Source organism: Amycolatopsis coloradensis (genome assembly GCF_037997115.1).
In the GTDB taxonomy this organism is placed as follows: Bacteria; Actinomycetota; Actinomycetes; order Mycobacteriales; family Pseudonocardiaceae; genus Amycolatopsis; species Amycolatopsis coloradensis_A.
Genome location: NZ_CP150484.1, coordinates 619366 through 645376, shown reverse-complemented (window position 1 = coordinate 645376; position 26011 = coordinate 619366). Strand labels below are relative to the sequence as shown.

At 69.2% G+C, this 26011-nt stretch carries 21 protein-coding genes; 8 read left to right on the top strand and 13 right to left on the bottom strand.

Annotated elements, in window-relative coordinates:
• Positions 1-44: 44 nt before the first annotated feature.
• Entirely contained in the window at positions 45-1061 is a 1017-nt protein-coding gene (locus LCL61_RS02870) for an endonuclease/exonuclease/phosphatase family protein (RefSeq protein WP_340685377.1), read from the bottom strand.
• A gap of 137 nt (positions 1062-1198) precedes the next feature.
• On the opposite strand from LCL61_RS02870, the gene LCL61_RS02865 reads away from it, so the two are divergent.
• Complete coding sequence (locus LCL61_RS02865; RefSeq protein ID WP_340685376.1) at positions 1199-2176, top strand: ATP-binding cassette domain-containing protein; 978 nt, start codon at positions 1199-1201, stop codon at positions 2174-2176.
• Positions 2173-2973 (top strand): ABC transporter permease, encoded by an 801-nt coding sequence (locus LCL61_RS02860; protein WP_340685375.1) that lies wholly within the window; start codon positions 2173-2175, stop codon positions 2971-2973. The genes LCL61_RS02865 and LCL61_RS02860 overlap by 4 nt, the downstream gene beginning before the upstream one ends.
• 61 nt (positions 2974-3034) lie before the next feature.
• Here LCL61_RS02860 and LCL61_RS02855 read toward each other — a convergent pair whose 3' ends face one another.
• Entirely contained in the window at positions 3035-6220 is a 3186-nt protein-coding gene (locus LCL61_RS02855) for a BTAD domain-containing putative transcriptional regulator (protein WP_340685374.1), read from the bottom strand.
• 196 nt (positions 6221-6416) lie between these two features.
• Between LCL61_RS02855 and LCL61_RS02850 the strand changes: the two genes are divergently transcribed.
• Positions 6417-7832, top strand: a complete 1416-nt coding sequence (locus LCL61_RS02850; RefSeq protein WP_340685373.1) for a M1 family metallopeptidase — start codon at positions 6417-6419, stop codon at positions 7830-7832.
• 26 nt (positions 7833-7858) lie between these two features.
• Positions 7859-8494: a pyroglutamyl-peptidase I gene (pcp, locus tag LCL61_RS02845; RefSeq protein ID WP_340685372.1), complete on the top strand. Its 636-nt coding sequence runs from the start codon at positions 7859-7861 to the stop codon at positions 8492-8494.
• On the opposite strand, the gene LCL61_RS02840 is transcribed toward pcp, so the two are convergent.
• Both LCL61_RS02840 and LCL61_RS02835 read right to left on the bottom strand, forming a co-directional pair.
• Entirely contained in the window at positions 8495-10261 is a 1767-nt protein-coding gene (locus LCL61_RS02840; RefSeq protein ID WP_340685371.1) for an Hsp70 family protein, read from the bottom strand.
• A gap of 233 nt (positions 10262-10494) precedes the next feature.
• The gene (locus tag LCL61_RS02835; protein WP_340685370.1) at positions 10495-13053 is read right to left on the bottom strand and encodes an ATP-dependent Clp protease ATP-binding subunit; all 2559 of its coding nucleotides are present in this window, start codon (positions 13051-13053) and stop codon (positions 10495-10497) included.
• Between the two features lie 346 nt (positions 13054-13399).
• On the opposite strand from LCL61_RS02835, the gene LCL61_RS02830 reads away from it, so the two are divergent.
• Positions 13400-14218: a (2Fe-2S)-binding protein gene (locus tag LCL61_RS02830; protein WP_340685369.1), complete on the top strand. Its 819-nt coding sequence runs from the start codon at positions 13400-13402 to the stop codon at positions 14216-14218.
• Here the strand turns inward: LCL61_RS02830 and LCL61_RS02825 are convergent.
• On the bottom strand, positions 14215-14796 hold the full coding sequence (locus LCL61_RS02825; RefSeq protein ID WP_340685368.1) for a TIGR03086 family metal-binding protein: 582 nt from the start codon (positions 14794-14796) through the stop codon (positions 14215-14217). The two genes, LCL61_RS02830 and LCL61_RS02825, sit on opposite strands and share 4 nt — an antisense overlap.
• A 78-nt stretch (positions 14797-14874) precedes the next feature.
• On the opposite strand from LCL61_RS02825, the gene LCL61_RS02820 reads away from it, so the two are divergent.
• Complete coding sequence (locus LCL61_RS02820) at positions 14875-15714, top strand: AraC family transcriptional regulator (RefSeq protein ID WP_340685367.1); 840 nt, start codon at positions 14875-14877, stop codon at positions 15712-15714.
• Between the two features lie 6 nt (positions 15715-15720).
• Here the strand turns inward: LCL61_RS02820 and LCL61_RS02815 are convergent, their stop codons facing one another.
• Both LCL61_RS02815 and lysS read right to left on the bottom strand, forming a co-directional pair.
• Positions 15721-16074 carry a histone-like nucleoid-structuring protein Lsr2 gene (locus LCL61_RS02815; protein ID WP_005165380.1) on the bottom strand — a complete coding sequence of 118 codons (354 nt, stop codon included), beginning with the start codon at positions 16072-16074 and terminating at the stop codon, positions 15721-15723.
• Between the two features lie 151 nt (positions 16075-16225).
• On the bottom strand, positions 16226-17737 hold the full coding sequence (gene lysS, locus LCL61_RS02810; protein ID WP_340685366.1) for a lysine--tRNA ligase: 1512 nt from the start codon (positions 17735-17737) through the stop codon (positions 16226-16228).
• A 96-nt stretch (positions 17738-17833) separates the two neighbouring features.
• Here lysS and LCL61_RS02805 point away from each other — a divergent pair, with 96 nt between their 5' ends.
• Together LCL61_RS02805 and LCL61_RS02800 are read left to right on the top strand one after the other, a co-directional pair.
• Positions 17834-18607 carry a class I SAM-dependent methyltransferase gene (locus LCL61_RS02805; protein ID WP_340685365.1) on the top strand — a complete coding sequence of 258 codons (774 nt, stop codon included), beginning with the start codon at positions 17834-17836 and terminating at the stop codon, positions 18605-18607.
• Entirely contained in the window at positions 18604-19371 is a 768-nt protein-coding gene (locus LCL61_RS02800) for a class I SAM-dependent methyltransferase (protein ID WP_340685364.1), read from the top strand. Before LCL61_RS02805 ends, LCL61_RS02800 begins: the two co-directional genes overlap by 4 nt.
• A 46-nt stretch (positions 19372-19417) precedes the next feature.
• Here the strand turns inward: LCL61_RS02800 and LCL61_RS02795 are convergent, their stop codons facing one another.
• The 6 genes from LCL61_RS02795 to LCL61_RS02770 form a co-directional block, all read right to left on the bottom strand.
• Positions 19418-20197, bottom strand: coding sequence for a type III pantothenate kinase (locus tag LCL61_RS02795; protein WP_340685363.1), 780 nt, complete (start codon positions 20195-20197; stop codon positions 19418-19420).
• A gap of 4 nt (positions 20198-20201) precedes the next feature.
• Entirely contained in the window at positions 20202-20696 is a 495-nt protein-coding gene (gene panD, locus LCL61_RS02790) for an aspartate 1-decarboxylase (RefSeq protein WP_340685362.1), read from the bottom strand.
• A gap of 12 nt (positions 20697-20708) precedes the next feature.
• Positions 20709-21617 (bottom strand): pantoate--beta-alanine ligase, encoded by a 909-nt coding sequence (gene panC, locus LCL61_RS02785; protein ID WP_125683504.1) that lies wholly within the window; start codon positions 21615-21617, stop codon positions 20709-20711.
• Positions 21614-22528 (bottom strand): Rossmann-like and DUF2520 domain-containing protein, encoded by a 915-nt coding sequence (locus LCL61_RS02780; RefSeq protein WP_340685361.1) that lies wholly within the window; start codon positions 22526-22528, stop codon positions 21614-21616. Before LCL61_RS02780 ends, panC begins: the two co-directional genes overlap by 4 nt.
• Positions 22529-22675: 147 nt before the next feature.
• Positions 22676-23845 (bottom strand): PrsW family intramembrane metalloprotease, encoded by a 1170-nt coding sequence (locus LCL61_RS02775; RefSeq protein WP_340685360.1) that lies wholly within the window; start codon positions 23843-23845, stop codon positions 22676-22678.
• 142 nt (positions 23846-23987) lie between these two features.
• Positions 23988-25991: a DUF6779 domain-containing protein gene (locus tag LCL61_RS02770; protein ID WP_340685359.1), complete on the bottom strand. Its 2004-nt coding sequence runs from the start codon at positions 25989-25991 to the stop codon at positions 23988-23990.
• Positions 25992-26011: the final 20 nt, after the last annotated feature.

Here is a 26011-nt window from a genome sequence, read left to right as displayed (position 1 = left end):
GGTGAAGGGAGCTTTCGCCGCGTGTCATGCGGCGAAAGTCCCCTTCAGCCCGCTCTGGGCAGCACGACCTCCGCGTAGACGGCGTCGTGATCGCTGCCCGGCGTTTCCAGCACCTTGAAGTCCGCGATGGCCGTCCGCTTGTCCGCCAGCACGTGGTCGATCGGCACCGGCGGCACCAGCCCGTTCGTCCAGGTCCCCTCCAACGCCTTCCCCAGCTGATCGGCCGCGTCCACGTATCCCCTGGTCAGCAGCTCACGAAAGAGCGCGTGGTCCAGGCTGGCGTTGAAGTCGCCCGCCAGGATCCGGATGTCATGCTCGGCGTCGGCGTAGGGCAGGTCCTTGGCCTCGTCGACCCACGCGTGCCGGTCCCACATCGGCGCCGCCGGATGGACCGCGACGACCTCGATCCGGACGCCGTCGCCGAGGTCCACGCTCGCGCTGGGCTGCTTGTAGTCCGAATTACCGCTCAGCCTCAGCGGCGTGAGCGGATACCGCGACACCAGCCCGGAACCCGACGCCCACTCGGCCGGGTGCAGCACGTGGTAGGGCAGGACCTGGAACAACCCGGCCCGTTCGAGACCGGTGATCGCCTCGGGCGTCATCTCGGTCAGGCTCAGGACGTCGACCTGGTGTTCCTTCACGTAGCCGACGATCCGGTCCGGATCCGCCTGCCCGCCGAGCATGTTCGACGCCAGCACGCGCACGTGCTTCCCGTCGAGCGCCTTCTGCTCGTTCGCGAACGCTCGTGGAAGCACCAGAGATCCGATCGTGCAGGTCAGCACCAGCGCGACCACCCCGGTCCACCAGCGGCGGAGCCCCAGCGCGAGGACACCGAGCACCAGCGTCGCGATCCCGGCGTACGGCGTGAGCGCGAGCGCCGCGATCGTGTACGTGTTGCCGTCGTAGCCCACCAGCCGCAACGCCGTCAGCACCGCGAACGGCACGACCGCCGCGACGAGCAGCCCGCTGACCAGCTTCCGCCCGGCGCCCTGCCGCACGCGTTCTTCGATCACCATGCCGTCGAGTATGCCGATCAAGAGCGTCGTGACGGCCGTCTCCACAACACCTTCACAACCTCCTCACACCGCGTCTACCAGCGCTTATCAGGTCCTGTCAGCCGCTGCCAGCGCGCTGTGCGCGGTCTGCCAGGCGCCGGGTGCACCTTTGTCCGCGGGGCGAGATCCACAGGAGGAAAGCGATGACTCACGCGATCAGGGCCGAGGGCCTGGTCAAACACTATGGGGAGACGAAGGCGCTCGACGGGGTCGATCTGGAGGTCCCGGCGGGCAAGGTGGTCGGGGTACTGGGGCCGAACGGCGCGGGGAAGACGACCGCCGTCCGGATCCTGGCCACCTTGATCCGGCCGGACCGCGGCCACGCGAGTGTCTTCGGGTACGACGTCGTCAAGAACCCGATGGCGGTCCGGAGCATGATCGGGCTGACCGGGCAGTACGCGTCGGTCGACGAGGACCTTTCCGGTACGGAGAACCTCGTCCTGATCGGCAGGCTCCTGGAGTTCTCGAGGGCGGACGCGAAGAAGCGCGCGGCCGACCTGCTGGAGCGGTTCGAACTGACCGGCGCCGCCGGCCGCGCGATCAAGACCTACTCGGGCGGGATGCGGCGGCGGCTCGACCTCGCCGCGAGCCTGGTCGGCCGTCCCAAGGTGCTCTACCTGGACGAGCCCACCACCGGGCTCGACCCGCACGCCCGCAACGAGGTCTGGGCCGTGGTCCGGACGCTGGTCGCCGACGGCACGACGGTGCTGCTCACCACGCAGTACCTGGAGGAGGCCGACCAGCTGGCCGACACGATCACCGTGTTCGACCGCGGGCACGTCGTGGCGAACGGGCGCGCCGACGAACTCAAACGGCGGACCGGCGGCCAGACACTGCAGGTCCGGCCCTCCGCGCTCGCCGACCTCGACGCCGTCGAGCGCATCTTGGCCGGGCTCACCGGGGCCCGGCCGCACCGGGACGACGACACCGGGCTGCTCACCGCGCCCGTCGCCGACCCGGTCCTGCTGTCCACTTTGGTCCGCAAGCTGGACGAGGCCGGGATCACCGCGGACGAGCTGGCGCTCCGGCTGCCCAGCCTCGACGAGGTGTTCCTCGCACTGACCGGCAAGAAGACCGGCGAGTCCACAAAGGACACGACTCCGGAAGGGAGCCTGGTATGACGACCATCGCGATGCCCGCACCACCACGGCACGTTTCACTGCTCAGCAGCGTGCGGCACGGGCTTTCCCTTGCCTGGCGCGGTGTTCTGAAGATCCGCAAGAACCCGGAACAACTGGCCGACGTCACCATCGCGCCGATCATCTTCCTGGTCATGTTCGTCTACCTGTTCGGCGGCGCGATCATGGGCAGTACCGAGGGCTACCTCCAGATGATCGTGCCCGGCATCATGGTGTTCAACATCCTGCAGGCCAGCATGACCGTCGGCGTCCAGCTGAACACCGACGTCACGAAGGGCGTGTTCGACCGGTTCCGGGCCATGCCGATCGCGCGGTCCGCGCCGCTGATCGGCGCCGTACTGGCCGACATCGTGCGGTATCTGGTGTGCCTGGTCGTGCTGATGGTCGTCGCGACGATCATGGGTTACCGGATCCAGACCGGGCCCGCCGAGTTCGCGCTGGCGATCGTGCTCGTCATCGCGTTCGCGCTGGCGTTCTGCTGGGCTTCGGTGTTCGTCGGGATGCTGGTGAAGAGCCCCGGCGCGGTGCAGGGCCTGATGTTCGTGGTGCTGATGCCGCTGACCTTCGGCAGCAACGTGTTCGTGCAGACGAACACCATGCCCGGCTGGCTGAAGGCCTGGGCCGACATCAGCCCGGTGACGCAGATGTCCGACGTCCTGCGCGGGCTGATGAACGGCGGGCCGGTCGCCGGGCCGCTGACCGGGGCGCTGATCTGGATGGCGGCCGCGCTCGCGGTCTTCTTCCCGCTCGCCACGTGGGCTTACCGGAAGCGCGTCTGACGGGGGTCAGGGGGAACGCGCGTGAAGGGCTCCTCGCCTCTGCCTGGCGAGGAGCCCTTCTTCACGCGCTCGTTTCCTGACAGATCCAGGCGACCAGGTCCGGACGCGACAGACCGGCGTCCTGGACGAGGAGCTCTTCGTAGCGCTCCTCGCCGAAATGCTCGCGAAGGTCGTCGATGAGCTGCCGGATACCGGGTTCCCCGAGGTCCAGCCTGCCGCGCAGCAGCTTCGCCGCGCCGAGCAGCCGGACGGCCGCCTCGGGCTTCTCCTGCCGGAACCGGATCAGGCCGCAGACCTCCACGATCCGGCCCAGGTCGGCCATGTCGCCGCGTTCCGCGGTGGATTTCACGACGATCGCGGCACCGCGCGCGGCCTCGTCCAGCTCTCCGGCGGCCAGCGCGATCTCGGTGTCGATGTACCCGCCGAATTCGTCGCCGAAGAGGCCCGGCATCGGCACCGTCGCCATCCGCTCCCGGAACCGGGCGCCGACCGCGCGCGCCTCGTCGATCCGTCCGGCGCGACTGAGCAGATCGGCCTTGCCCACCAGCACCATCACCGCGAGCTGGTCGTTGCCCGTGTCGATCGCGTAGCGCTCCGCGTCGCGCATCTCGCGCATCGCCGTCTCGAGGTCCCCGGCCCGCGCGTACTCCGTCGCGAGCCGCCAGCGCTGCTGGATCACATCGTCCTGCGATCCCAGCTCGAGCGCGAGGGCGAGACCTCGCCGGTACAGCGCGATCGCGGCCTCGTGATCACCCGACATCGAGATGTCGCTCGCCTTCATGCCCACGGCCATCGCGGTGCCCCAGCGGTCGCCCACGGCCGTGAATCCTTCGTACGCCTTGTCCCTGGCCCTGTCCGCGCCCTCGGGGTCTCCGTCGTCGACGAGAAGGAAACTCTGCGCCCACGACCCCGCCGACCTGGCCCACGGGTCCGGGCTCGCCAGCGCCCGCTCGACCTCACGGTGCGCCAGTTCCTTGTTCTGGCTGAAGAAGGCCAGCATGGGCAGGCCGATCGCCAGCCCGGCGAACCGGGTGTGCGCGTTCGTCCGCACACAGTCGTCGATGAGTTCCCGCACGGCCTCGGGATCGCCGACGCCCGGCACCATGCCGGTGATCGCACGCATCGCCCGGAACGCGGCCGCGAAGTCGTCCTCCAGGCGTTCTCCGAAGGTGAGCACTTCGTCGACGAAGGCCTCGCCCCGGTCGCTGTCCCCCTTGACCAGCCAGTACCAGAAGGTGCCGCCGAACAGCCGAGTCGCCATTTCCGCGTCGCCGGCGTCGATGGCCTGCCGGAGCGCCGTCACGATGTTGCCGTGCTCCGCGTCGTACCGTGAGATGGCGACGAGCTGATCCGCCGTCCGCAGCATCGGCTCCAGCCGTTCGACGAGCTGGGCGTAATAGCGGTGATAGGCCTTCGTGAGCTGCTCTCGCTCTTGGGCTTCGTCGAGACGTTCCGCCGCGTAGGCCCGGATGGTCTCCAGCATGCGGTACCGTGGCTCACCGTGGTCTCCGGCGATGGCGTCCACAATGGACTTCTCGACGAGTGAGCCGAGGACGTACAGGACGTCTTCGGCGGGCAGGCCGTCACCGGCGCAGACACTTTCGACCGCTTCGACCTCGGCGCCTGCCCCGAAGACCGACAGCCGCCTGGCGAGCACGCGTTCGGCGTCGTCGAGCAGGTCCCAGCTCCACTCGACGACGGCACGCAGCGTGCGCTGCCTCGGCAACGCGGTCCGGCTGCCGGAGGTCAGCAGGCGGAACCGGTCGTCGAGCCGCCGCGAGATCTGCCCGACGGTCATCGACCGCAGCCGCGCGGCGGCCAGTTCCAGCGCCAGCGGCATCCCGTCCAGCCGGTGGCAGATCTGCGCGACGTCGTCCACAGTGGACTCGTCGAGCACGAAGTCCGGGCGGACGGCCACCGCCCGGTCGACGAACAGCCGGATCGCGCCCGCCTCGGCGGCTTGGGAGACGGTCGGCGAGCCTTCCGGAACGGACAGCGGGCCGAGCGGGCACAGCGTCTCGCCGTCGATGGCCAGCGCTTCCCGGCTCGTCGCGAGGATGCGCAGAGTCGGCACGCGGCGCAACAGGGTGTTCGCCAGCTCCGCGGCCGCGTCGACCAGATGCTCGCAGTTGTCCAGCACCAGCACCGATTCTCCGGCGCCGAGCGTCTCCACGACCCTGGCCAGCGCGTCCACCGGGCGGCGCATCGGGTCGCCGCCGTGCGAAAGACCGAGATCCCACAGCTCCAGGGCGGCGAAGACCGCACCGGGCAGGTCTCCCGGGTCGCGGACGCCGGCGAGCGGCACGAACCAGACGCGTCCGCGCGTGTGTGCCGGATGCCGCGTCGCGACCTCGGTGGCCAGCCGCGTCTTCCCGGCGCCGCCCGGCCCGACGAGCGTCACCAGCCGCGCACCCGCGAGAAGCTCGGCGACCAGCTTCAACTCGTCGTCACGGCCGACGAAACTGGTGAGCCGGACCGGGAGATGATCGGTGGCCGCGGGTGGCGGGCCGAGCTCACCGCGCAACGCGGCGAGATGGATCTCCCGGAGTTCGGCCGACGGGTCGACGCCGAGCTGATCGGCCAGCGCCGCCCGGACCTCCTCGTAGACGGCGAGGGCGTCGGACTGGCGATCGGCCGCGCACAGTGCCCGGATCCACAGCCCGGCAAGCCGTTCGCGCAACGGGTGCCGCGTGGCGGCCTCCTTGAGATCCGCGAGCACGCGGTCGTGCCCGCCCAGCCGGATCTCCGCCTCGAAACGATCTTCGGCCGCTTCCAGGCGCAGGTCCTCCAGCCGGGTCGCCGGCGCCTGCGCGAACGGGGCATCGAGCACGTCGGACAGCACCTGACCACGCCAGAGGCCGAGCGCCTCGGCGAGAACCGCGGCCGCACCGGCGTCCCGTCCCGCCGACAGTTCCGCGCGGCCCTCCGCGGCCAGCCGTTCGAAACGGAACACGTCGATGTCCTCGCGGGCGACGTCCAGGCGGTAACCGCCGGGGCCGGAGTCGAGGGCGACGTCGTCGGCACGCAGGACCTTGCGCAGCCGCGAGACCAGGGACTGCAGCGCGTTCGCCGCGTCGGCGGGCGGCTCCGCGCCCCAGAGACCGTCGATGAGGGCCGCCGCCGGGACGGCGCGGCCGGGCTCCAGCGCGAGCCGGGCCAAGAGCATGCGGAGGCGGGCACCGCCGATGTCGACCGGGGTGCCGTCTCCGGCCTCCGCTCCGACCGGGCCCAGAAGCGTCACACGCACGACCCCCAGCTTTCCAGAAGCCGCAAACGGATAGCCCCATCAGGCTGTGTCTCTCAGAGCGCGCTCTCGGACTCCGGACCCCGATCAGGCGACGGAAGTGGGGATTATCCGGGCACGAAGGATCTTTCCGGGCGGACGGCCGAGGTCACGGCGCTACGTTCGTGACCGAGTCACAGCCGATCGACTGGGAGCGTGAATGAGGTACCGGAGTGCGGCCGTCGTCGCCGCCGTTCTGGCCGCGAGTGTCCTCGGCGGCGGGACCGCCGTCGCCGACACCGGGAAACCCGGCGCCGACGGCGCGGGCGACAGCTACTACCCGCAGGACGGCAACGGCGGCTACGACGTCGCCGACTACAACCTGAAGATCGGCTACGAGCCCGCCACCAAGCGGCTCACCGGCCTCCAGACGATCACCGGGCGCACCACCCAGGCGCTGAGCTCGTTCAACCTCGACCTGCACGGGCTGACCGTCGACTCGGTCAAGGTGAACGGGCGCAAGGCGGCCTTCACCCGGACCGGTGACCACGAACTCGTGATCACCCCGGCGCGTCCGCTGCGGAACCACGAGCGGTTCACCGCCGAGATCGCCTACCACGGCGTCCCGCAGCCGATCGAGGATCCGGCGCTGGGCGAGAACGGCTGGCAGTACGCGAAATCCGGCGGCGCGTTCGTCGCGGGCGAGCCGAAATCCGCGACCACCTGGTACCCGGTCAACGACACCCCGCGCGACAAGGCGACCTTCCACCTCGCCGTCACCGTGCCCTCGGAGTGGGGCGTCATCTCGAACGGCCGCGAGCGCGGGAAGTTCGCTTCGGGGAAGAACACCACGTACGTCTGGGCCGAAGAGACCCCGGCCGTGCCGTACATGACGACGGTCGCGATCGACAAATGGGAGTTCGAGCGGACGAAGCTGTCCGACGGCACCCCGGTCGTCAACGCCTACGCCCCCGGCACGCCCGCCTCGACCAAGCAGGCGGAGGCGCGGCTGCCGGAGATCATCGACTTCCTGGCGTCGAAGTTCGGGCGCTACCCGGTGGACGCGGCGGGCGGCATCTTCCTCGCCGAGCCGATCGGGTTCTCGCTGGAGACGCTGAGCAGGCCGATCTACTCGGGCGCGGCGGGCAATGTCCCGACGATCGTGCACGAGAACGCCCACCAGTGGTGGGGCGACTCGGTCGCCGTCGACAAATGGAAGGACGTCTGCCTCAACGAATGCTTCGCCTCGTACGCGGAATGGCTGTGGTCGGAGGCGAAGTCGGGCCAGGACCTCAAGGCGCGCTACCTGACCGCCGTGCAGAAGGCGACCGACCGCTTCTGGGCCGGGAAGCTGTACGACATGGGGCCCGGCAACGAGTTCACGTACGTGTATTCGAAGGGCCCGGTGGCGCTGCACGCGCTGAAGAACTACATCGGCGCGGCGTCGTTCGACCGCATCCTGAAGACGTGGCCCGCCATCCACCGCGACGGCAACGCGAGCCTGCCGGAGTTTCGGAAGTTCGCCGAACGCGTCGCGCACAAGGATCTCCAGGGCTTCTTCGACGCGTGGTTCTACGGCGACACCAAACCGGCACCCGAGTTCCTCTACCCGGGGGACCTCAAGCCGGCCGCCTGACCGTCGTCACACGTTAGGGTGAGGGCATGACGTCCGTGCTCCTCACCGGTTTCGAACCGTTCGGCGGTGAGCGGGTGAACCCGTCGTGGCAGGCGGTTTCCCTGCTCACCGGACGGCGGCACGACACCGTCGCCGTCGAACTGCCGTGCGTGTTCTCGCGTTCGCTGGTTACCTTGCGCGACGCGATCGACGAATACCGGCCGGAACTGGTGATCTGCGTCGGGCAGGCGGGCGGACGCCCCGACGTCACCCCGGAACGGGTCGCGATCAACCTGATCGACGCCCGCATCCCGGACAACGCGGGCTCGCAGCCCGTCGACGTCCCGGTGATCCCAGGCGGGCCCAACGCGTACTTCACCACGCTGCCGGTGAAGGCGTGCGTCACGGGGATCAAGGACGCGGGACTTCCGGCGTCGGTCTCGCACACCGCCGGGACGTACGTGTGCAACCAGGTCTTCTATGGGCTGATGCACTTGCTGGACAACGACTTTCCCGGCGTTCGCGGCGGTTTCGTGCACGTGCCGTACACGCCGGAGCAGGCCGCGCGGACGACCGCGCCGAGCCTGGCCGTGCACCGCGCGGCGGAAGCGCTGGAGATCATCGTGGAGACCTCGCTTTCGGTGACCGAGGATCTTTCGACCCCGGCGGGCACCCTGCACTGATCAAGGCTTGAGCTGCGCCGTGAAGAACTCGACCATCTCCGCGGTCGTCCGCGCGGAGCCGTCGCTGCGGGTCGAGACCAGCATCGCGCTCAACGGCGCGTCTTCGGTCCCGAAGAGCACGATGCCGCTTCGCTGCCCCACGCCCGCCAAGTAGCGCCCCCGGAGCCCGTCTGCCGCCCAGGTGCCCTCCGCGGGCTTGCCCTTGGTCATGCGCTGCCGGACGCCGTCCTCCAGGCCGGTCATCGCGATGCCCTGGTAGTAGTTGATCGCGTTCGATCCCTTGCCGTCCTTGAACACGCAGGTGACCGCCGACGCCGCCCCCACCGTGGCGGCCGCGTCCGGCGCGTCCCGGCAGTCGTCCCGCTGCGGGATGACGGCGGCGATCCGGCGGAGACAGTCCGTGAACCCCTGCGCGTCCTTCGGCCCCGGCTGATCGCAGCTGACCGGTTTCGCCGGGGCGGTTCCGGCGACCGGCTCGTCTTCGCCGCCGCTGAGCAGGAAGATCGTGGTCACGATCGCCGCGAGAGCGAGCACGATGACGCCGTAGGCCGTGGGCTTCCGCCAGTTCCGGCCCGGCGCGGGTGGGGGTGTGGGCGGTGTCCAGCGCGGCGGCTGCGGGCGCCGCGGCGGCTGTCGCTGCACGGGCTGCTGCCGCACTGGCGGCGCGACCGGCGCGAAGGCGGGCACGGTCAGCTGGGAGTCCTCGCCACCGGCGGGCACGTGGTGGAGCCCGAACGCGACCGCCGTCTCCGGCTGATCCTGCGTCGTCGGCGCGATCCTGAGCTGATTCGCCAGCAGGCTCGCCAGCAACGGCATCCGGCTCGGGCCACCGACGAGGTAGACGCCACCGAGCCGGTCCGGGGACAGCCCGGCACGGCGGATCGTGGTGGCCAGAAGCTCGGCGCTGCGCAGGAAACTCGGCCGGACGAGCGCCTCGAGCTCCGTCCGCGTCACCCGCACGTCGCCGAACGGCTCCGGCATCGGGATCTCGGTCTGCTGGTGGCGGGACAGGCTTTCCTTGGCGTCACGGACGTCCTGCAGCAACGACCGGCGCGTCCGGCGGTCGCTGACCGACTGCGGGCGCAGGATCCGTTGCCAGCGCGCGGGTTCGGAATGCGAAACCTCGCGGCCGATGTGCACCAGCAGCGCCTGGTCGATGTCGAGACTGCCGAGGTCGGGCAGACCGTCCTCGGCCAGCACGGCGAACCCCTGCGCGCTGACACCGACCACCGCGCAGTCGAAGGTGCCCGCCCCGAGGTCGTACACCGCGATCGGACCGGACGGCCGGTGACCGTTGCCGAGTGAGGCGTAATGCGCGGCGGCGGCGACCGGCTCGGGAATGAGCATCGTCGTACCGAAACCGGCCTTGAGCGCGGCGTCGCGGAGGATCTGCTTGCGATCCGGACCCCAGCCCGCGGGATGCGAGATGCGCACCTGCGCGGGCGGACGCTGGAGGAGCAGCTCGGCCTCTTCGCCGACCCGGCGCAGGACCGCGGCGAAGGCGTCGGCGATGGGGAGCGAGACGTCACCGAGCTGGAGGGCACCCTCGTCGATGCGCCGCTTCGGATTCGCCTCGAACCGGCTCGGATCCAGCCGGGCCCGGCGTTCGGCGTCACGACCGACGAAGACCGTGCCGTCCTTGTCGGCGTAGATCGCGGACGACATCGTCACCGACCCGTCGATCTCGACGACCTGCGTCCCCCTGCCGTGGATCGAAAGCACCCCCACCGTGCTGGAGGTACCGAAATCGATCGCCAGAACGTCCACCTGACCCCCTCCCGGACCCGAGGGCATCGTCTCACGCCCATTGATCACGCGAGTTCGCCGCCTGATCACGCACGCAGGCTCCCTGTGCGAAAAGGGCGAACTCGCGTGCTTGGGCACCGAACTCGCGTGATTGAACGGCGAACACGCGTGATTTGACGGACGACACGGCGCCCCGGACGCGAAAGTGCCCGCCGCGGCGAACCCGCGACGGGCACTTCCGGAACCGAAAGGACTTACTCGCCCTCGGTTTCACCGTTCTCTTCGGTCGAGCCGGCACCGATGCTCACCGGCGGGGCGTCCGGTACCGACGAGGGCCGGGCTTCGCCACGGAAGACGAAGTGCGCCTTGTCGTCCTTCTCGCCCTCTTCGTCGTTCCAGCCTTCGACGTCGACCAGGATGATCTGGCCGGGCTGGACCTCGCCGAACAGGATCTTCTCCGACAGCTGGTCCTCGATCTCGCGCTGGATCGTGCGGCGCAGCGGCCGCGCGCCCAGCACCGGGTCGAAGCCGCGCTTGGCGAGCAGCGACTTGGCCTTGGGCGTGAGCTCGAGCTCCATGTCCTTGGCCTTGAGCTGCGTCTCGACCCGGGCGATCATCAGATCGACCATCTGGATGATCTGGTCCTTGGTCAGCTGGTGGAAGACGATGATGTCGTCGATCCGGTTCAGGAACTCGGGCCGGAAATGCTTCTTCATTTCCTCGTTGACCTTTTGCTTCATCTTCTCGTACCGGTTGGCGGTGTCGCCCCCGGACGAGAACCCGAGCGACACGGACTTGGAGATGTCCGAGGTACCCAGGTTCGAGGTGAAGATGAGCACGGTGTTCTTGAAGTCGACCGTACGACCCTGACCGTCGGTGAGACGGCCGTCTTCGAGGACCTGCAGGAGCGTGTTGTAGATCTCCTGGTGGGCCTTCTCGATCTCGTCGAACAGCACCACCGAGAACGGCTTGCGCCGCACCTTCTCGGTCAGCTGGCCGCCCTCTTCGTAGCCGACGTAGCCCGGAGGGGCACCGAAGAGCCGCGAAGCGGTGTAGCGGTCGTGGAACTCGCCCATGTCGATCTGGATGAGCGCGTCGTCCTCGCCGAACAGGAACGCCGCGAGCGCCTTGGACAGCTCGGTCTTACCGACACCGGACGGGCCGGCGAAGATGAACGAGCCGGAGGGGCGCTTCGGGTCCTTCAGGCCGGCACGGGTGCGGCGGATCGCCTGGGAGACGGCCTTGACCGCGTCCTCCTGGCCGATGATCCGCTTGTGCAGCTCGTCCTCCATGCGGAGCAGACGCGTGGTCTCCTCCTCGGTGAGCTTGAACACCGGGATACCGGTCCAGTTGGCGAGGACCTCGGCGATCTGCTCCTCGTCGACCTCGGCGACGACGTCGAGGTCGCCGTCCTTCCACTGCTTCTCCCGCTCGCCCTTCTGGCCGAGGAGGGTCTTCTCCTCGTCGCGGAGGCGGGCGGCGCGCTCGAAGTCCTGCGCGTCTATCGCGGACTCCTTGTCCCTGCGCACGTCGGCGATCTTCTCGTCGAACTCGCGCAGGTCCGGCGGCGCGGTCATGCGGCGGATGCGCATCCGGGCGCCTGCCTCGTCGATCAGGTCGATCGCCTTGTCCGGCAGGAAGCGGTCGTTGATGTAGCGGTCCGCGAGGGTCGCCGCCTGCACCAGGGCGCCGTCGGTGATCGAGACGCGGTGGTGCGCCTCGTACCGGTCACGGAGACCCTTCAGGATCTCGATCGTGTGCTCGAGCGACGGCTCGCCGACCTGGATCGGCTGGAAGCGGCGCTCCAGCGCGGCGTCCTTCTCGATGTACTTGCGGTACTCCTCGAGCGTGGTCGCGCCGATCGTCTGCAGCTCACCACGGGCCAGCATCGGCTTCAGGATCGACGCGGCGTCGATCGCGCCCTCGGCGGCACCCGCGCCGACGAGCGTGTGCAGCTCGTCGATGAACAGGATGATGTCGCCGCGGGTCTTGATCTCCTTGAGCACCTTCTTGAGGCGCTCTTCGAAGTCACCGCGGTACCGGGAACCGGCGACCAGGGAGCCGAGGTCGAGGGTGTAGAGCTGCTTGTCCTTCAGCGTCTCGGGGACCTCGCCCTTGACGATGTTCTGCGCGAGCCCTTCGACGACGGCGGTCTTGCCGACGCCGGGCTCACCGATCAGGACCGGGTTGTTCTTGGTGCGCCGCGACAGCACCTGCATGACCCGCTCGATCTCTTTGCCCCGGCCGATGACCGGGTCGAGCTTGCCTTCGCGGGCCTGCACGGTCAGGTTGCGGCCGAACTGGTCGAGCACCAGCGACGACGACGGGGTGCCTTCACCGCGTCCGGAACCGGTCTCGGCCGACTCCTTGCCACCCTGGTAGCCCGACAGCAGCTGCAGGACCTGCTGACGCACCCGGTTGAGGTCCGCGCCGAGCTTGACGAGCACCTGCGCGGCGACGCCCTCACCCTCGCGGATCAGCCCGAGCAGGATGTGCTCGGTGCCGATGTAGTTGTGGCCGAGCTGCAGCGCTTCGCGCAGGGACAGCTCAAGCACCTTCTTGGCCCGCGGGGTGAAGGGGATGTGCCCGCTCGGGGCCTGCTGCCCCTGGCCGATGATCTCCTCGACCTGCTGGCGGACGCCCTCCAGCGCGATGCCCAGCGATTCCAGCGCCTTGGCGGCGACACCTTCACCCTCGTGGATCAGACCCAGGAGGATGTGCTCGGTGCCGATGTAGTTGTGGTTGAGCATCCTGGCCTCTTCTTGGGCCAGGACGACCACCCGCCTCGCGCGGTCGGTGAACCTCTCAAACATGTGCACTCCCTCGACTGCTGCGACGGCGGCCCGTTTCCATCGTGCTTTCACCGCGATGGATTCAGCACCGTGAGACCACTCTAGTAGCCATGTGGTCGCGCTGGCGTACCACTACGGCTGATTGCGGCCCGTTCGCGCCCCGGCCGTTCTCCGGCCGTGCGCTCTTTCATCTTCCGGTTGCCCTGCACCTTTACGTCAAGCTCAACGTACGAACGCGCGCGCGGATTCCGCCGGACGAGGGTTGTCCGCTGAGCGCGAACACGGGTCTGCCCGGTGAATGGACACCCGTCCGGAGTAGCCACGGATCGCATGTAAGGTTAGCCGTACCTAAGGACGGGAGGGTGGCGTGTCACATCCGCGGACGCTGGCGTCACCCGAAGGCGGGCTGAGGGCCTCACTCTCCAGGATGCCCGAGGACGCCCGGCTCCGCGCGGACGTCCCGGCGGGCGAGCCGGACTGGGTCCTCTGCGGCGACCTGCTCGGCGAACCGGCCCGGCTCGTGCGGTGGCGGGAGCGGCTCGCCTGCTGGCTGGCCGAGACGTATTGGGACGCCCCTGTGATCCCCGAACGGACCCCGGCGAGCTGGATCCTGTCCTGGTACCTGCACGTTCCGGCCCTCGCCGGCGCGATGCTGCTCCACCACGGACGCCGCGTCCCGTCGCTGGCGCCGTCCGCGCTGGCGTTCCGGATCGGGGCCGGACGGCCCCACCCGGACTCCGTCGCCGTCCTCGGTGACGGCTTCCACTGTCTGCCGACCGACCCGGGCTCGGCGCATCCGAGTGCCGTCGTGGTCCCGGACGAGCGAGCACTGGCGACGGTGCTGCGGGGCAGGTTCGTCGCCCACGCGAGCCGGTTCATCGACGTCTACGGCCCGCTGACGAGACTCGGGCGACGGCAGTTGTGGGCGGCCGCCACGGACGCGCTCGACAACGCGCTGTGGTCGGCGGGACGGCTGGGCGGGACCCCGGAATCCGAGGGCGCCGGCGTGGCGGACGCCGCCTTGGTCCTCGAAGCCCGGTTCCCGCCACTGACATCGCCGTCGAAGCTGACGCTGACCACGGGAGCCGACGGACGCCGCGAGTGGGCGAGAACCCGCGAAAGCTGCTGCTTCAACTATCTGCTTCCCGCGGAATCGGAATGCGGCGGCTGCCCGAGAGTTCGTTAAGGCGTCCAGCCGGGATTACGTCCCGTCGCGCCCAAGGCGCGCTCGAACGCCGTCGCGTCATCCGCGACGGTCACTTCTTCGCCGTACACCTTCATCGCGCGCGCCTGGTCACCGATCTCCAGTGCGATGGCGTACACGGCGTCGGCGACTTCGGGGAGAACGGTGAACTCCGCGCCGGTCGCCCTGGCGAGGTCCCAGCCGTGGAAGACGAACTCGTCCAGCACCATGTACCCCGCCATCGACGCGGGCATCGGGTTGCCGCCGAAAGTGGTCTGCCCCCGCCATGCCTCCGGCGCCCCGAAGACGTCCACGAGCCGCACGGTCTGCTTTTCGATGCCGTCGAGCCATCCGTCGCCGACGAGATCCGCCTCGGCCTCGCCGGAGGACACCTCGGGCGGTGGCGCCTTGCGCCCGGCGGCTTCGAGCCAGGGGCCCCAGTAGAGAAGGTGGTTCAGCAACGCGCGGACGTCGTATTCGGCGCACGGGGTTCGCGCGGAGAGGTCGGACTCGCCGATCCGGCGCAGGATTCCGGCGAATTCCGCCGCGGCGGGAGCGATCAGGGCAGCGTGTTCGGACATGAGGGCATGAGTTCACGGAACCCGGCGCGCTGTCTTGAAGAAACGCGACAGGGTTGGGCCGTGGCCTAGGTTGTTCCGGTGAGCGGGCACCGGATCCCGGCCGGGATCGTCACCATGCGGGAGGCGAAGTTCAGCCTGGTCCGGCATCGCCCCGCGCCGGAGCTGCGCCCGTTCGTCGACCACCACTGGGTGCTGCGCTGGGACCTGAGCGGCCGTCCGCCCCATGAACAGGTGGTTCTGCCCAATCTCGCGGTGAACGTCACGTTCTTCCGCGACGCGGCGGGCGCGTTCGGCCCGGGGAAACGACCTTTCCGCTACACCGTCGCGGGCACGGACCACGGTATCGGCGTGCGATTCCGGCCGGGGGCTTTCCGGGCATTCCTCACCGGTCCGGTCTCGATGATCTCCGGCGGTTCCGTTCCACTCACCGATCTCTTCCCCGGTGCCGGACCGGTGACGGAATCGGTACGGAATGCGACGGACGACTTCGAAATGGTCCGCCGGTGCGAGGAACTGCTCCTCGCGAAAGATCCCGTGCTCACCGCCGCGGCCAGGACGGCCGTCGAAGCGGTCGAAACAATCGCGGCCGATCCGGCCATTACCAGAGTCGGCGAGCTGTCGAGCCGGACGGGCCTGTCTCGCCGAAGCCTGCAACGCCTCTTCGCCGAACATGTCGGCGCCGCCCCCAAATGGGCGATTCAGGTATACCGCTTGAACGAAGCGGCGACACGGATCGCCGCCGAGGAACGGCCGGACTACGCGGAACTGGCGACCACGCTGGGCTATAGCGACCAAGCGCACTTCATCCGGGATTTCCGCTCCGTGACCGGATGGACGCCCACCGAGTACGCCCGCTTGAACCGTGTACAAGAACAAGAAAGCCGCCGGGAACGGATTCCCGGCGGCGTGCGAGTCTGAAAGACCTCAGTTCTTCTTGTGGTAGGCCTCCACGACCTCGGACGGGATACGTCCGCGGTCGGAAACCTGGAAGCCGTTCTTGCGGGCCCAGGCGCGAATGGCCTGGTTCTGCTCGCGGTCCACGGTGGCGGGACGGGCGGCGGCCTTCACGCCGGCGACCGGACGAATGGCGGTGCGCTTACGGCCACCCGCACGACGGGCGTGCTCCACATACTGGGCCAGCGCGTCACGAAGCTCTTCCGCGTTTTCCGCGGAAAGGTCGATCTGGTAGCTCACACCGTCCAAACCGAACTCGACGGTCTCTTCCGCCTCAGTGCCGTCGAGGTCGTCGACGAGCGAGACGAGCACCTTCTGTGCCATCTGTTTCCTCCTGCTGGGGGCTTACACGAATGATCTGGTACGGGGCATGCCCCGGACAGAAGACTTTGTCTAGCGACATTAATACCCGCTACCGAGACATAACGCAAATCTTGTTTACGAGAACGATCGAGGTATCTGTCACGCGGACGGGTTATTCGGGTCGGACGAGCGGGAACAGGATGGTCTCCCGGATACCAAGGCCGGTCAGCGCCATCAGCAACCGGTCGATCCCCATTCCGACACCACCGCTCGGCGGCATTCCGTACTCCAGCGCACGGAGGAAATCCTCATCCAGGTTCATGGCCTCACTATCGCCCTGCGCACCCAGCCGGGCCTGTTCCACCAGCCGCTGACGCTCCACGACGGGATCGACCAGCTCGGAGTACCCGGTGGCCAGTTCGAATCCGCGCACGTACAGATCCCACTTCTCGGCGACCCCCGGCTTGCTGCGATGTTGCCTGGTCAGCGGGGAGGTCTCGACCGGAAAATCACGGACAAAAGTAGGTTCGTGGAGATGATCGCCGACGAGATGTTCCCAAAGTTCTTCGACGAGTTTGCCGTGGCCTAACTTTGGGTCGAGCTCCAGCTCTCGCGCTTCGGCATAGGAACGCAGCTTGTCCGCCGATGTCTCGGGAGTGACCTCTTCTGACAACGCCTCGGACAACGACTCGTACATTCCGAGTGTGGTCCACTCGCCGGACAGGTCGTACTCCGAACCGTCGGCGAGAGTGACCACCTGAGTACCGAGAACGTTCTGCGCCGCCTCCTGGATGAGCTGGCGCGTCATCACCGCGTTGGAGTCATAGGTCGCATACGCTTCGTAGTACTCGAGCATGGCGAACTCCGGCGAGTGCGAGGAGTCGCTGCCCTCGTTCCGGAAGTTCCGGTTGATCTCGAAGACCTTCTCGATACCGCCGACCACACAACGCTTGAGGTACAGCTCCGGCGCGATCCTCAAGTAGAGGTCGAGGTCGAAGGCATTCGAATGCGTGACGAATGGCCTGGCCGCCGCGCCGCCGTGCAGCGTTTGCAGCATCGGGGTCTCGACCTCGAGGAATCCCCGGCCGTGAAACGAGTCACGCAGGGAACGCAGCACACCGGCGCGGGTGCGCACCACGTCCCGAGCCTTGGGACGCACGATCAGATCGACATAACGCTGCCGAATCCGCGTTTCCTCGGCCAGGTCTTTGTGCGCCACGGGCAACGGGCGCAATGCTTTCGACGTGATGCGCCAGGAGTCAGCCATCACGGAAAGCTCACCGCGCTTGGAGGTGATGACCTCGCCGGAGACGAATACGTGATCACCGAGATCGACATCGGACTTCCACGACGCGAGCGCGTCCTCGCCCACCTTCGCGAGGCTGAGCATCGCCTGCAACTCGGTGCCGTCGCCTTCACGAAGACTCGCGAAACACAGTTTGCCGGTATTGCGCATGAACATGACCCGGCCGGTGACGCCGACGATCTCGCCGGTGGCGGTGTCGACAGGAAGACCGGAATGCTTCTCGCGCACTTCGGCCAGCGAGTGCGTCCGGGGCACCTCTACCGGATACGGATCGATACCCTCCGCGATTATCCGGTCGCGCTTGTCCCGGCGCACCCGCATCTGTTCCGGCAGGTCTTCGTCGGGGCTCACGCCCTCGGATGCGGGGATTTCAGTCATGGCGCACAGCGTACGAACCCGCCGCTTCCCTACGCCAACCGGATTACCTTTTCCGACTCCGGACCGGCCGGTTTTCTGTCCTTTAACCTTGAGCGCGTGAACTCATCCAGTCCCGGCATCGAACCCGAACTGCACGCACGCCGCGCCGCTTCGTTCGGCGCGAGAGCCGCCGCCTATGCCGCGCATCGGCCCGACTATCCGGAAAAGGCACTGGCCTGGGGGCTCGCCGGCGCCCGGCACGCGCCGGAACGGGTACTGGACCTCGCGGCCGGGACCGGCAAGGTCAGCGAAGGGCTGCTCGCGCTGGGTGTCGAGGTCACCGCGGTGGAGCCGGACGAGAAGATGCTCGCGGAACTGAAGAAGGCGCTCCCCTCCGTGACCCCGCTCATCGGGACGGCCGAGGAGATCCCGCTGCCCGACGGTTCCGTGGACACCGTGGTCGTCGGTCAGGCCGTCCACTGGTTCGACCTCGACCGGGCGTATCCGGAGATGGCCAGGGTGCTGAAACCGGGAGGTGTCGTGGCCGCGTTGTGGAACCACGACGACGAGTCGGCGGGCTGGCTCGCCGAGTTGAACACCTTGATCAAGACCTCGATGAGCAGGCGCTGGCTGAGCGACTACGAATCGTTGCCGGAACACGAGGCCTTCGAGCCGTTCGAGAAGAAGACGTTCGGCCACAAACAGCCGAGGACCGCGGAGACCCTGGTGGCGACTCTCGCCACCCATTCGCACATGCTGGTGGCCCCGGCGGAGGAACGCGAAGCCAAACTTCGCATGGCGCGGGAATTCCTCGACCGGAACCCGGAAACCGCCTCGGGGGAGTTCGACCTGCCGATCACCACCACCGTCTTCCGGGCGCGTAAGCGATGACCGACTGGAAGGCGGCGTTCACCGCGACGTTCGGCGCTCCCGCGTCGGCCGTGTCCGCGCGGATCTGGGCCGAGGTGTACGGCGACGAGTACCCCGCCGAGCTGGACACCTACAGCTTCGTGACCCGGACGGACCTGCGCCGTATCGCGGCCGAAGCGCGACTCGAACCGGGCGGGCGGCTCGCCGACATCGGCTGCGGGCGCGGCGGTCCCGGGCTGTGGGTCGCCGCACGGACCTACGCGACGCTCACCGGTGTCGACATCGCGGAGACGGCGCTGGCGTCGGCGCGGCGTCGCGCGGAGGCGATGGACATCGAAGCGACCGAGTTCCTGGTCGGTGATTTCCAGGACACGGGACTGGACGACGCGTCGTTCGAGGCGGTGATGAGCGTCGACGCGCTGCTGTTCGCGCCCGACAAGCGGCGTGCCTGCGCGGAGTTCGCGCGGATCCTCGTGCCTGGCGGGCGCCTGCTCGTCACGACCTGGGACTTCGACGGGCAACCGGTGAACCGGCCGCCCCAGGTGGCCGACCACCGGCCACTGCTGGAAGCGGCGGGATTCGACGTCCTCTCCTACGAGGAGACGCCCGGCTGGCGGGCGTGGCAGCGGCGGACCGTGGAGCTGTCGCTCGAACGACTGGAGGAACTGGCCGCGGAATCGGGGCAGGATCCGGCGCGGCTGCGGGCGAGCCTCGAGCAGACGCTGCGGAACCAGGACCTGATGACGCGGCGGGTGCTGATGGTCGCCTCACGCCGCCGCGTTTAGTCCTCTGAATGCTGTAGTTGCACACGCAAGGACCGCGTTCAGAGGACTAAACGCGGTGGTTGCGGTCGTAGACCAGCCGCAGGCCCAGCAACGTCAGGTCCGGGACGTGCTCGGTGATCGTCTCGGACTCGCCGAGCACCAGGGGCGCGAGGCCGCCCGTCGCGATCACCGCGACCGGATCCGCCCCGCCGGGCGAGAGCTCGCGTTTGATCCGCTTCACCAGGCCGTCGACCTGGCCGGCGAAACCGTAGAGGATGCCGGATTGCAGGCATTCCACGGTGTTCTTCCCGATCACCGACCGCGGCGGCACCAGCTCCACCTTGCGCAGCGCCGCGGCCCGCGCGGCCAGCGCGTCGACCGAGATCTCGATGCCGGGCGCGAAGGCGCCACCGAGGAACTCGCCCTTGGCGGAGATGGCGTCCACATTGGTCGAAGTCCCGAAATCCACCACCACGCAAGCGGTGTCCGGGTGCAGATGGTGCGCGGCGAGGGTGTTCACCAGCCTGTCCGCGCCCACCTCCTTGGGGTTGTCGACCAGGAGCGGCACGCCGGTGCGCACCCCCGGCTCGACGACGATCTTCGGCACTTTGGCGTAGTACCGCGAAAGCATGACGCGCAGCTCCCGCAGCACGGCGGGAACCGTGGACAGCGCGCTGATCCCGGTGATCGCGTCCGCGTGTGAGCCGAGGAGGCCGCGCATGGTCAACGCGAGTTCGTCGGCGGTCATCCGCGCGTCGGTGCGCATGCGCCAGTCACCGATCAGCTCTCGGCCGTCGTACAGCCCGAGCACGATGTTGGTGTTGCCGACGTCGACCGTGAGCAGCAAGGGCTCAGCTTTCGGCGTGCAGCAGCGCGTCGAGACGGCGGGCGTCGGCGGTTTCGGCGACCGGGAAGGTCATCGTGTCGTCGTCGGGCAGTGTCACGGTGCCGCTCAACAGACCGGAGCCCTCCGGCGCGTGCCCGGGGTCGGCGCCCTTCTCGACGATCCGGTTGTCCGCGTCGACGAAGACGACCCGCGGCCGGAACGCGGCAGCCTCGGCGTTCTCCATCTGCGCGTACGAAATGAGGATCACCAGATCGCCGGGGTGCACCAGATGCGCCGCGGCACCGTTGATGCCGAGCACCCCGCTGCCGCGTTCGCCAGCGATCACGTACGTTTCGAGCCGCGCGCCGTTCGTGACGTCCACAATGGACACCTGTTCGCCCGGCAGCAGATCCGCCGCGTCCATCAGGTCCTCGTCGACGGTCACCGAGCCGACGTAGTGGAGGTCGGCCTGAGTGACCGTCGCCCGGTGGATCTTCGATTTCAGCATCGTGCGGTACATCGTGGACTCTCCCTATTCCCCTGCGTCCAGCGCGTGTTCCGGATGGTCCGCGGCGGCGCCGAGCACCACCGGGACGTTGTCGATCAGCCGGGTACTCCCCACCCTGGCCGCGATCAGCAACCGCGCCTCACCGTCCACGGGCGCGGGCCCGAGGTCGGTTCCCCTCAATTCCAGATAATCGACCTCGACCGCGGGCCGCGCGGCGAGGGTCTGCCTGGCGGTCGCCAGCACGGCTTCCGCGCCGTCGCGTCCGACGAAGGCACCCGCGGTGAGTGCCGCCGACAACACGATCGCGTCCTCGCGCTGTTCCGGAGTCAGGTAGACGTTGCGCGAGGACAACGCCAGCCCGTCGCGTTCCCGGACCGTCGGCACCCCGATGACGCGGGTGTCGAAGTTCAGGTCACGCACCATCTTCTTGATCAGCACCAGCTGCTGGTAGTCCTTCTCCCCGAAGAAGGCGTAGTCCGGCCGCACGATGTTGAACAGTTTCGCCACCACGGTCAGCACGCCGGCGAAATGCCCCGGCCGCACCGCGCCTTCCAGCTCGTCGCCGAGCGCGCCGGGATGCACCGTGACGGTGGCCCCGTCGGGATAAAGATCCGACGCCTTGGGCAGGAAGCCCAGCTCGACGCCGTCCTCCTTCAGCACCTCGAGGTCCTTGTCCAGCGGACGCGGGTACGCCTCGAAGTCCTCGCCCTCCCCGAACTGCAGGGGGTTCACGAAGATCGACGTCGCGACGACCGTGTTCGGCAGCCGCTTCGCCCGGCGGATCAGCTCGCGGTGCCCCGCGTGCAGTGCGCCCATCGTGGGCACGAGCGCGACCTTGCGGCCGACGCCGTGCAGGGCACGCGTCACCTGGCTGACCTGCTCGGGCGGCTGGAAGGTGTGCAGCGTGCCTCGGGCGAATTTCGGTGTGGTCACTGGTTTTGCTGCCCTTCGGCGGGATCTGCGGGATCACTGAGGAGTTCGGTGAGCTCGGCGGCGGCCGAAGCGTCCAAGAGCCCGGCGGCGTCGCCACGCGCCAGCGTGCGCTTGGCCAGCGCGCGGTAGCTCGGGGCGACGTCGGGGCCACGTTCGGCCAGCACCGCGAGATGCTTGCGCACGGTGCCGAGATCACCACGGGCCACCGGCCCGGTGAGAGCCCGGTCCCCGTGTCGCAGAACATTATCCAACGCCGCCGACAACAACGGAGCCACCAGGCGTTCGGGCTGGGCGATTCCCGCCTCCCGCAACAGTTCCGCGCAGTCGGCGACCAGTGTCATCAGGTGGTTCGCGCCGTGTGCCAACGCCGCGTGATAGAGCGCCCGCGCCTCGTCAGGGACCCGGACGGGCTCCGCGCCCATCTCCACGGTCAGCGCCTCGCCGACGTTCCACGCCGCTTCGTCACCTTCTGTCGCCGTGACACCGATACTGCAGGTGGCCAGCCTGTCGAGGTCTTCGGCGCGGCCGGTGAAGGTCATCACGGGGTGCAGCGCCAGCGGCAGCGCCCCGGCCTCGGCGGCGGGCGCGAGGACGTCGATACCGTGCGCGCCGGAGGTGTGCACGACGATCTGCCCTGGCCGGAGGGATCCGGTGGCGACGAAACCGCGCACCATCCCGGCGAGCGCGTCGTCCGGAAGGGCGAGCAGGACCAGGTCGGCACGGCGGGCGACCTCGTCAGGAGACAGGAGGGGCGCGTCGGGGAGCAGTTGCTCCGCCCGGCGCACCGAGGCGTTGGAAAGACCCGAAGCGGCGACGACCGTGTGCCCGGCGCGGGTGAGCGCGGCGCCGACGACGCTGCCGACGCGCCCCGCGGAAACGACGCCGACGGCCAGGCGAGCGGGCCTCATCATGGCGTGCGCCAGTGGACGCTCATGGTCGAAAACTCCTCAACTCGTTCCAGTCCCGCTCTGCGGTCGCGGGTACCAGACGACGGCGCGAGGGTAACCCTCCGGCCCGCCTCTGAACCGGCCCCCGTGACCAGCTTCACCTGACAGTGGTCACCCGCGCGGCGCGCCGTCGGCCAGCCGCACGGCCTCGGCCCGTGACGTCTTGAGCACCTGGAGCAGCTCACGTTGCCGCTGTTTCGCGTCTTCGGTGAGCTTGCGTCCGCGCCGCAGGAACGCGAGCTCGGTCACGCTGGCCTGGTAGCGGCTGACGGCCTTCGCGGCCTCCCGCCCCGACTGCTTCCGCGCCTGTTTCCGCCACGACCGGCGTCCGGAGAGGCTGGCCAGCAGCGCGACCTCCGACGGGGCGATCCAGCGTGCGTCGACCATCATGGGCAGCGCCGCCGCGACGATCCGCTGCTCACGGCGTCGCTGCATGACCACCACCGAGAAGACCCCGATGAACAGCGGCACCATGATCAGGAAGTAGACGTTCAGGAAGGTCTTCGCACCGCCGAGCAGCGCGGCACCGTTCCACAGCGCGTGCAGCAGCACCGCGACGATGTAGCCGCCGATCGGCGCCAGGATCCGCAGCGAGCGCACCTTGCTGCTCGCGGCGACACCGAGCCCGATCCCGGTCATCACGGCGAACAGCGGATGGGTGAACGGCGAGAGCACACCGCGCAGGAAGAACGCCGCGAGCACACCGGCGCTCGTGCCGTCGCCGAAGCCGTGCTCGGCGAAGGCGCGGCCGAAGTAATAGATGTTCTCGGTGAAGGCGAAGCCCGCCGCGGTGAACCCGGCGTAGACGATGCCGTCCACGACGCCGTCGAACTCGATCGGGCGGCGCCACCACAACAGCAGGATGAAAGCGGCCTTCGCGGCCTCCTCGACCAGCGGCGCGGAGACCAGACCGCTGATCTTGCCGCCGACGCCGGTGCCGAGCAGCAGGTCACCGACGGCCTCGGCACCGCTGTTGAGCAGCAGCGCGATGATCGTCGCGACACACGCGCCCCAGACGAAGGCCAGCAGCAGAAGCTTCGGCGGCTCCGGTTCCCAGCGGTCGACCCACAGGAACGCGGTGACCACCACGGCGACCGGGACCAGCGCCGCGAGCACGCCGATCCCCACCGCGAGCGGGCCGACCTTTTCGGTCACCGTGCCGAAGACGAACAGCCCGCACAGCGCGACGGCGATCAGCCCGAGCACCGGCAGCAGCACGGTGATCGACCGAGACCGGCGGGTCCGGTCGGGACCGGGCGCCGGGGAGGAAGGCTCGCTCACAGCGGGTCACCCTACCGTCGGTACGGGACAAGAGCGGGACGTGGAGCTGAAGTTCGACACAGTACCGGCCACACGTGTGAACCCGTCCGGCCGAAGACCTGGCCCTGCCGACGCCGATCGCTGGTTCACCTGTCGGACGCGGTCAGTCTTCGGCGCGCCGCCTGCGCCGCGGAGTGGATTCGTTCGCGCCGTTGGCGGCGAGCAGATCCATCACCGACCGGCCGGAGGCGTGGGAACCCGCGGCGGAGTTCTCCGGACGGCTGTGCGAGGACCCGTTGCGGGACGACTCCTCGTCGTCCGGCTTCGCCCGCCCGCCGCCGTGACGGCCGCCTGTGGACTCGGTGCTCTGCCAGGCCGGGGGCTCCCCGTCCGGACGACGTCGACGACCGCCACCGGTGGGCTCGGGGACGTTCGGGGCCGGGGTGAGCGAAACCGAGGAGTCTTCCGCCGCGCGACGACGACGTCCACCGCCGCCGTTCTGCGCCAGGCGGATCTCTTCGGGCAGCGTCGGGTTGACCGCGGGCGGCTCCTCGACGGGCGGCGAGCTGTGCCGCGACGGCGCCTCGGCCGCCGGACGGCGCACCGGTTCGGGCTCCGGCTTCCGCACGGGCTCGGCCCGGCGAGGCGGCTCGGACACGGCCGGGATCGACGGCGGCGTCGGCGGCTCCGGCTCACGACGCGGCTCCGGCCTCGGCTCGGGCCGGGGCAAGGAGACCGAGGGCTGGGGCTTCGGCGGCGGCGTGGGACGCGGCCGGTCCTGGAAGTCGTCCTTCCTGGGGAACGCCGCGCTCAGGTCGGAGACCGGGCGCTCCTGCGTCCACGACGGCTTCCACTCGCCGGTGGCCTCCATCGGCTCCGGCGCGGCGGGCTTGTTCGCGGGCGGCGGCGTGCCGCCGGCCGGACTGGACCGCTCGACCGGCTTCATACCGGGGCGGGTCAGGCCGAGCTCGCGGTTCGGGCGGGGACGATCCGGCTCGACCTTCTTGACCGGCTTCGCCTGCGCGGGGGGCTTCACCGGCGGCGTCTGCTTGCGGGTCTGCTCCTCGGGCCGCGTCGCGGGAGGACGCTGCACGGTGCCGGCGTCGAGCCGCTGCTGCAGCGAAGACTGCTGCGGGCGGCGGGGCGGTTCGTTGCGCTGGGGTTCCGGGCGCTGGGGCTGCCGGGCGACGGTGGGCATCGACGGCTGCGAGACCTCCGCGCGCGACACACCCGGCATGGACGGGCGGGACACCTCGGCCGGGGTCACCGGCGGCGGGGTCTTGCGCTGGGGGTCGACCCTCGGCATCGGCCGGGAGACCTCGGCGGGCGACATCCCGGGGTTCGACATCTCGAGCCGCTCGCGACGGGCGGCTTCGGCGGCGAGTGCTTCGGCCGCCTTCGAGGCGCGGGCGTCCGCCTTGCGCATACTGCGGCGAGTCGACTCGTCGACCGGCTTCGGCCGCTGGACCTGATTGCTCTGGCCGTAGCCGTTGGTGCCGTTGACCTGGCCGTTCGCCGGTTTGCGGCGAGCGGCGGGCGGTGTCCCGGCCCGCGCGGAGGCGGGCTCGAGGACGCGGTCGATCATCTCGGTCGGGCGGTCGCGCTCACGCTCACGCTCGTCGACGTCGATCGTGGTGCTTTTGGCCGCCATGAGCTGGGGTTTTCCGTTGCCGTTCTCGGACCCGGCGCTCATCAGCTGCTTGTTGTCGAGAGACCGCATCCGGGTGGCTTGCGCGGTGAGCGCGACGCGTTCGAGGAGGACCTCGCCGCCGAAGAGCGACTGGAGGCTTTCACGCAGAGCGCTCACCTCGGCTCTGAGCGCTTCGAGCTCTTCCTGGGAGCGGCTCTCGGCGGCCTGCCTGGTCTCCGCCTCGATTTCGAGCTCGAACTCGCGGCGGGCGGCGATCTCGCGTTCCAGCTCCAGCTCGTAGACGGCCTGCGCCTCGGCGACGGCGTCCTCGCTCTGTGACACGTGCTTGCGGTAGCGGACCGCCAGGAACGCACCGATCAAGGCGGCCCACAGCGCCGCGACGATCCCCAGACGCAAGTAGCGGAGGTCGTCGGAAAGCACCAATGCGAGAGTCGCGCCGACGGCGAGAACCAAGCCGACGACAAGCCACGGCCTACCCGCAAGGCGGCCGCGCGAGTCGTCACCCACCCCGGTCATGCCCAACACCGTACCTTCTA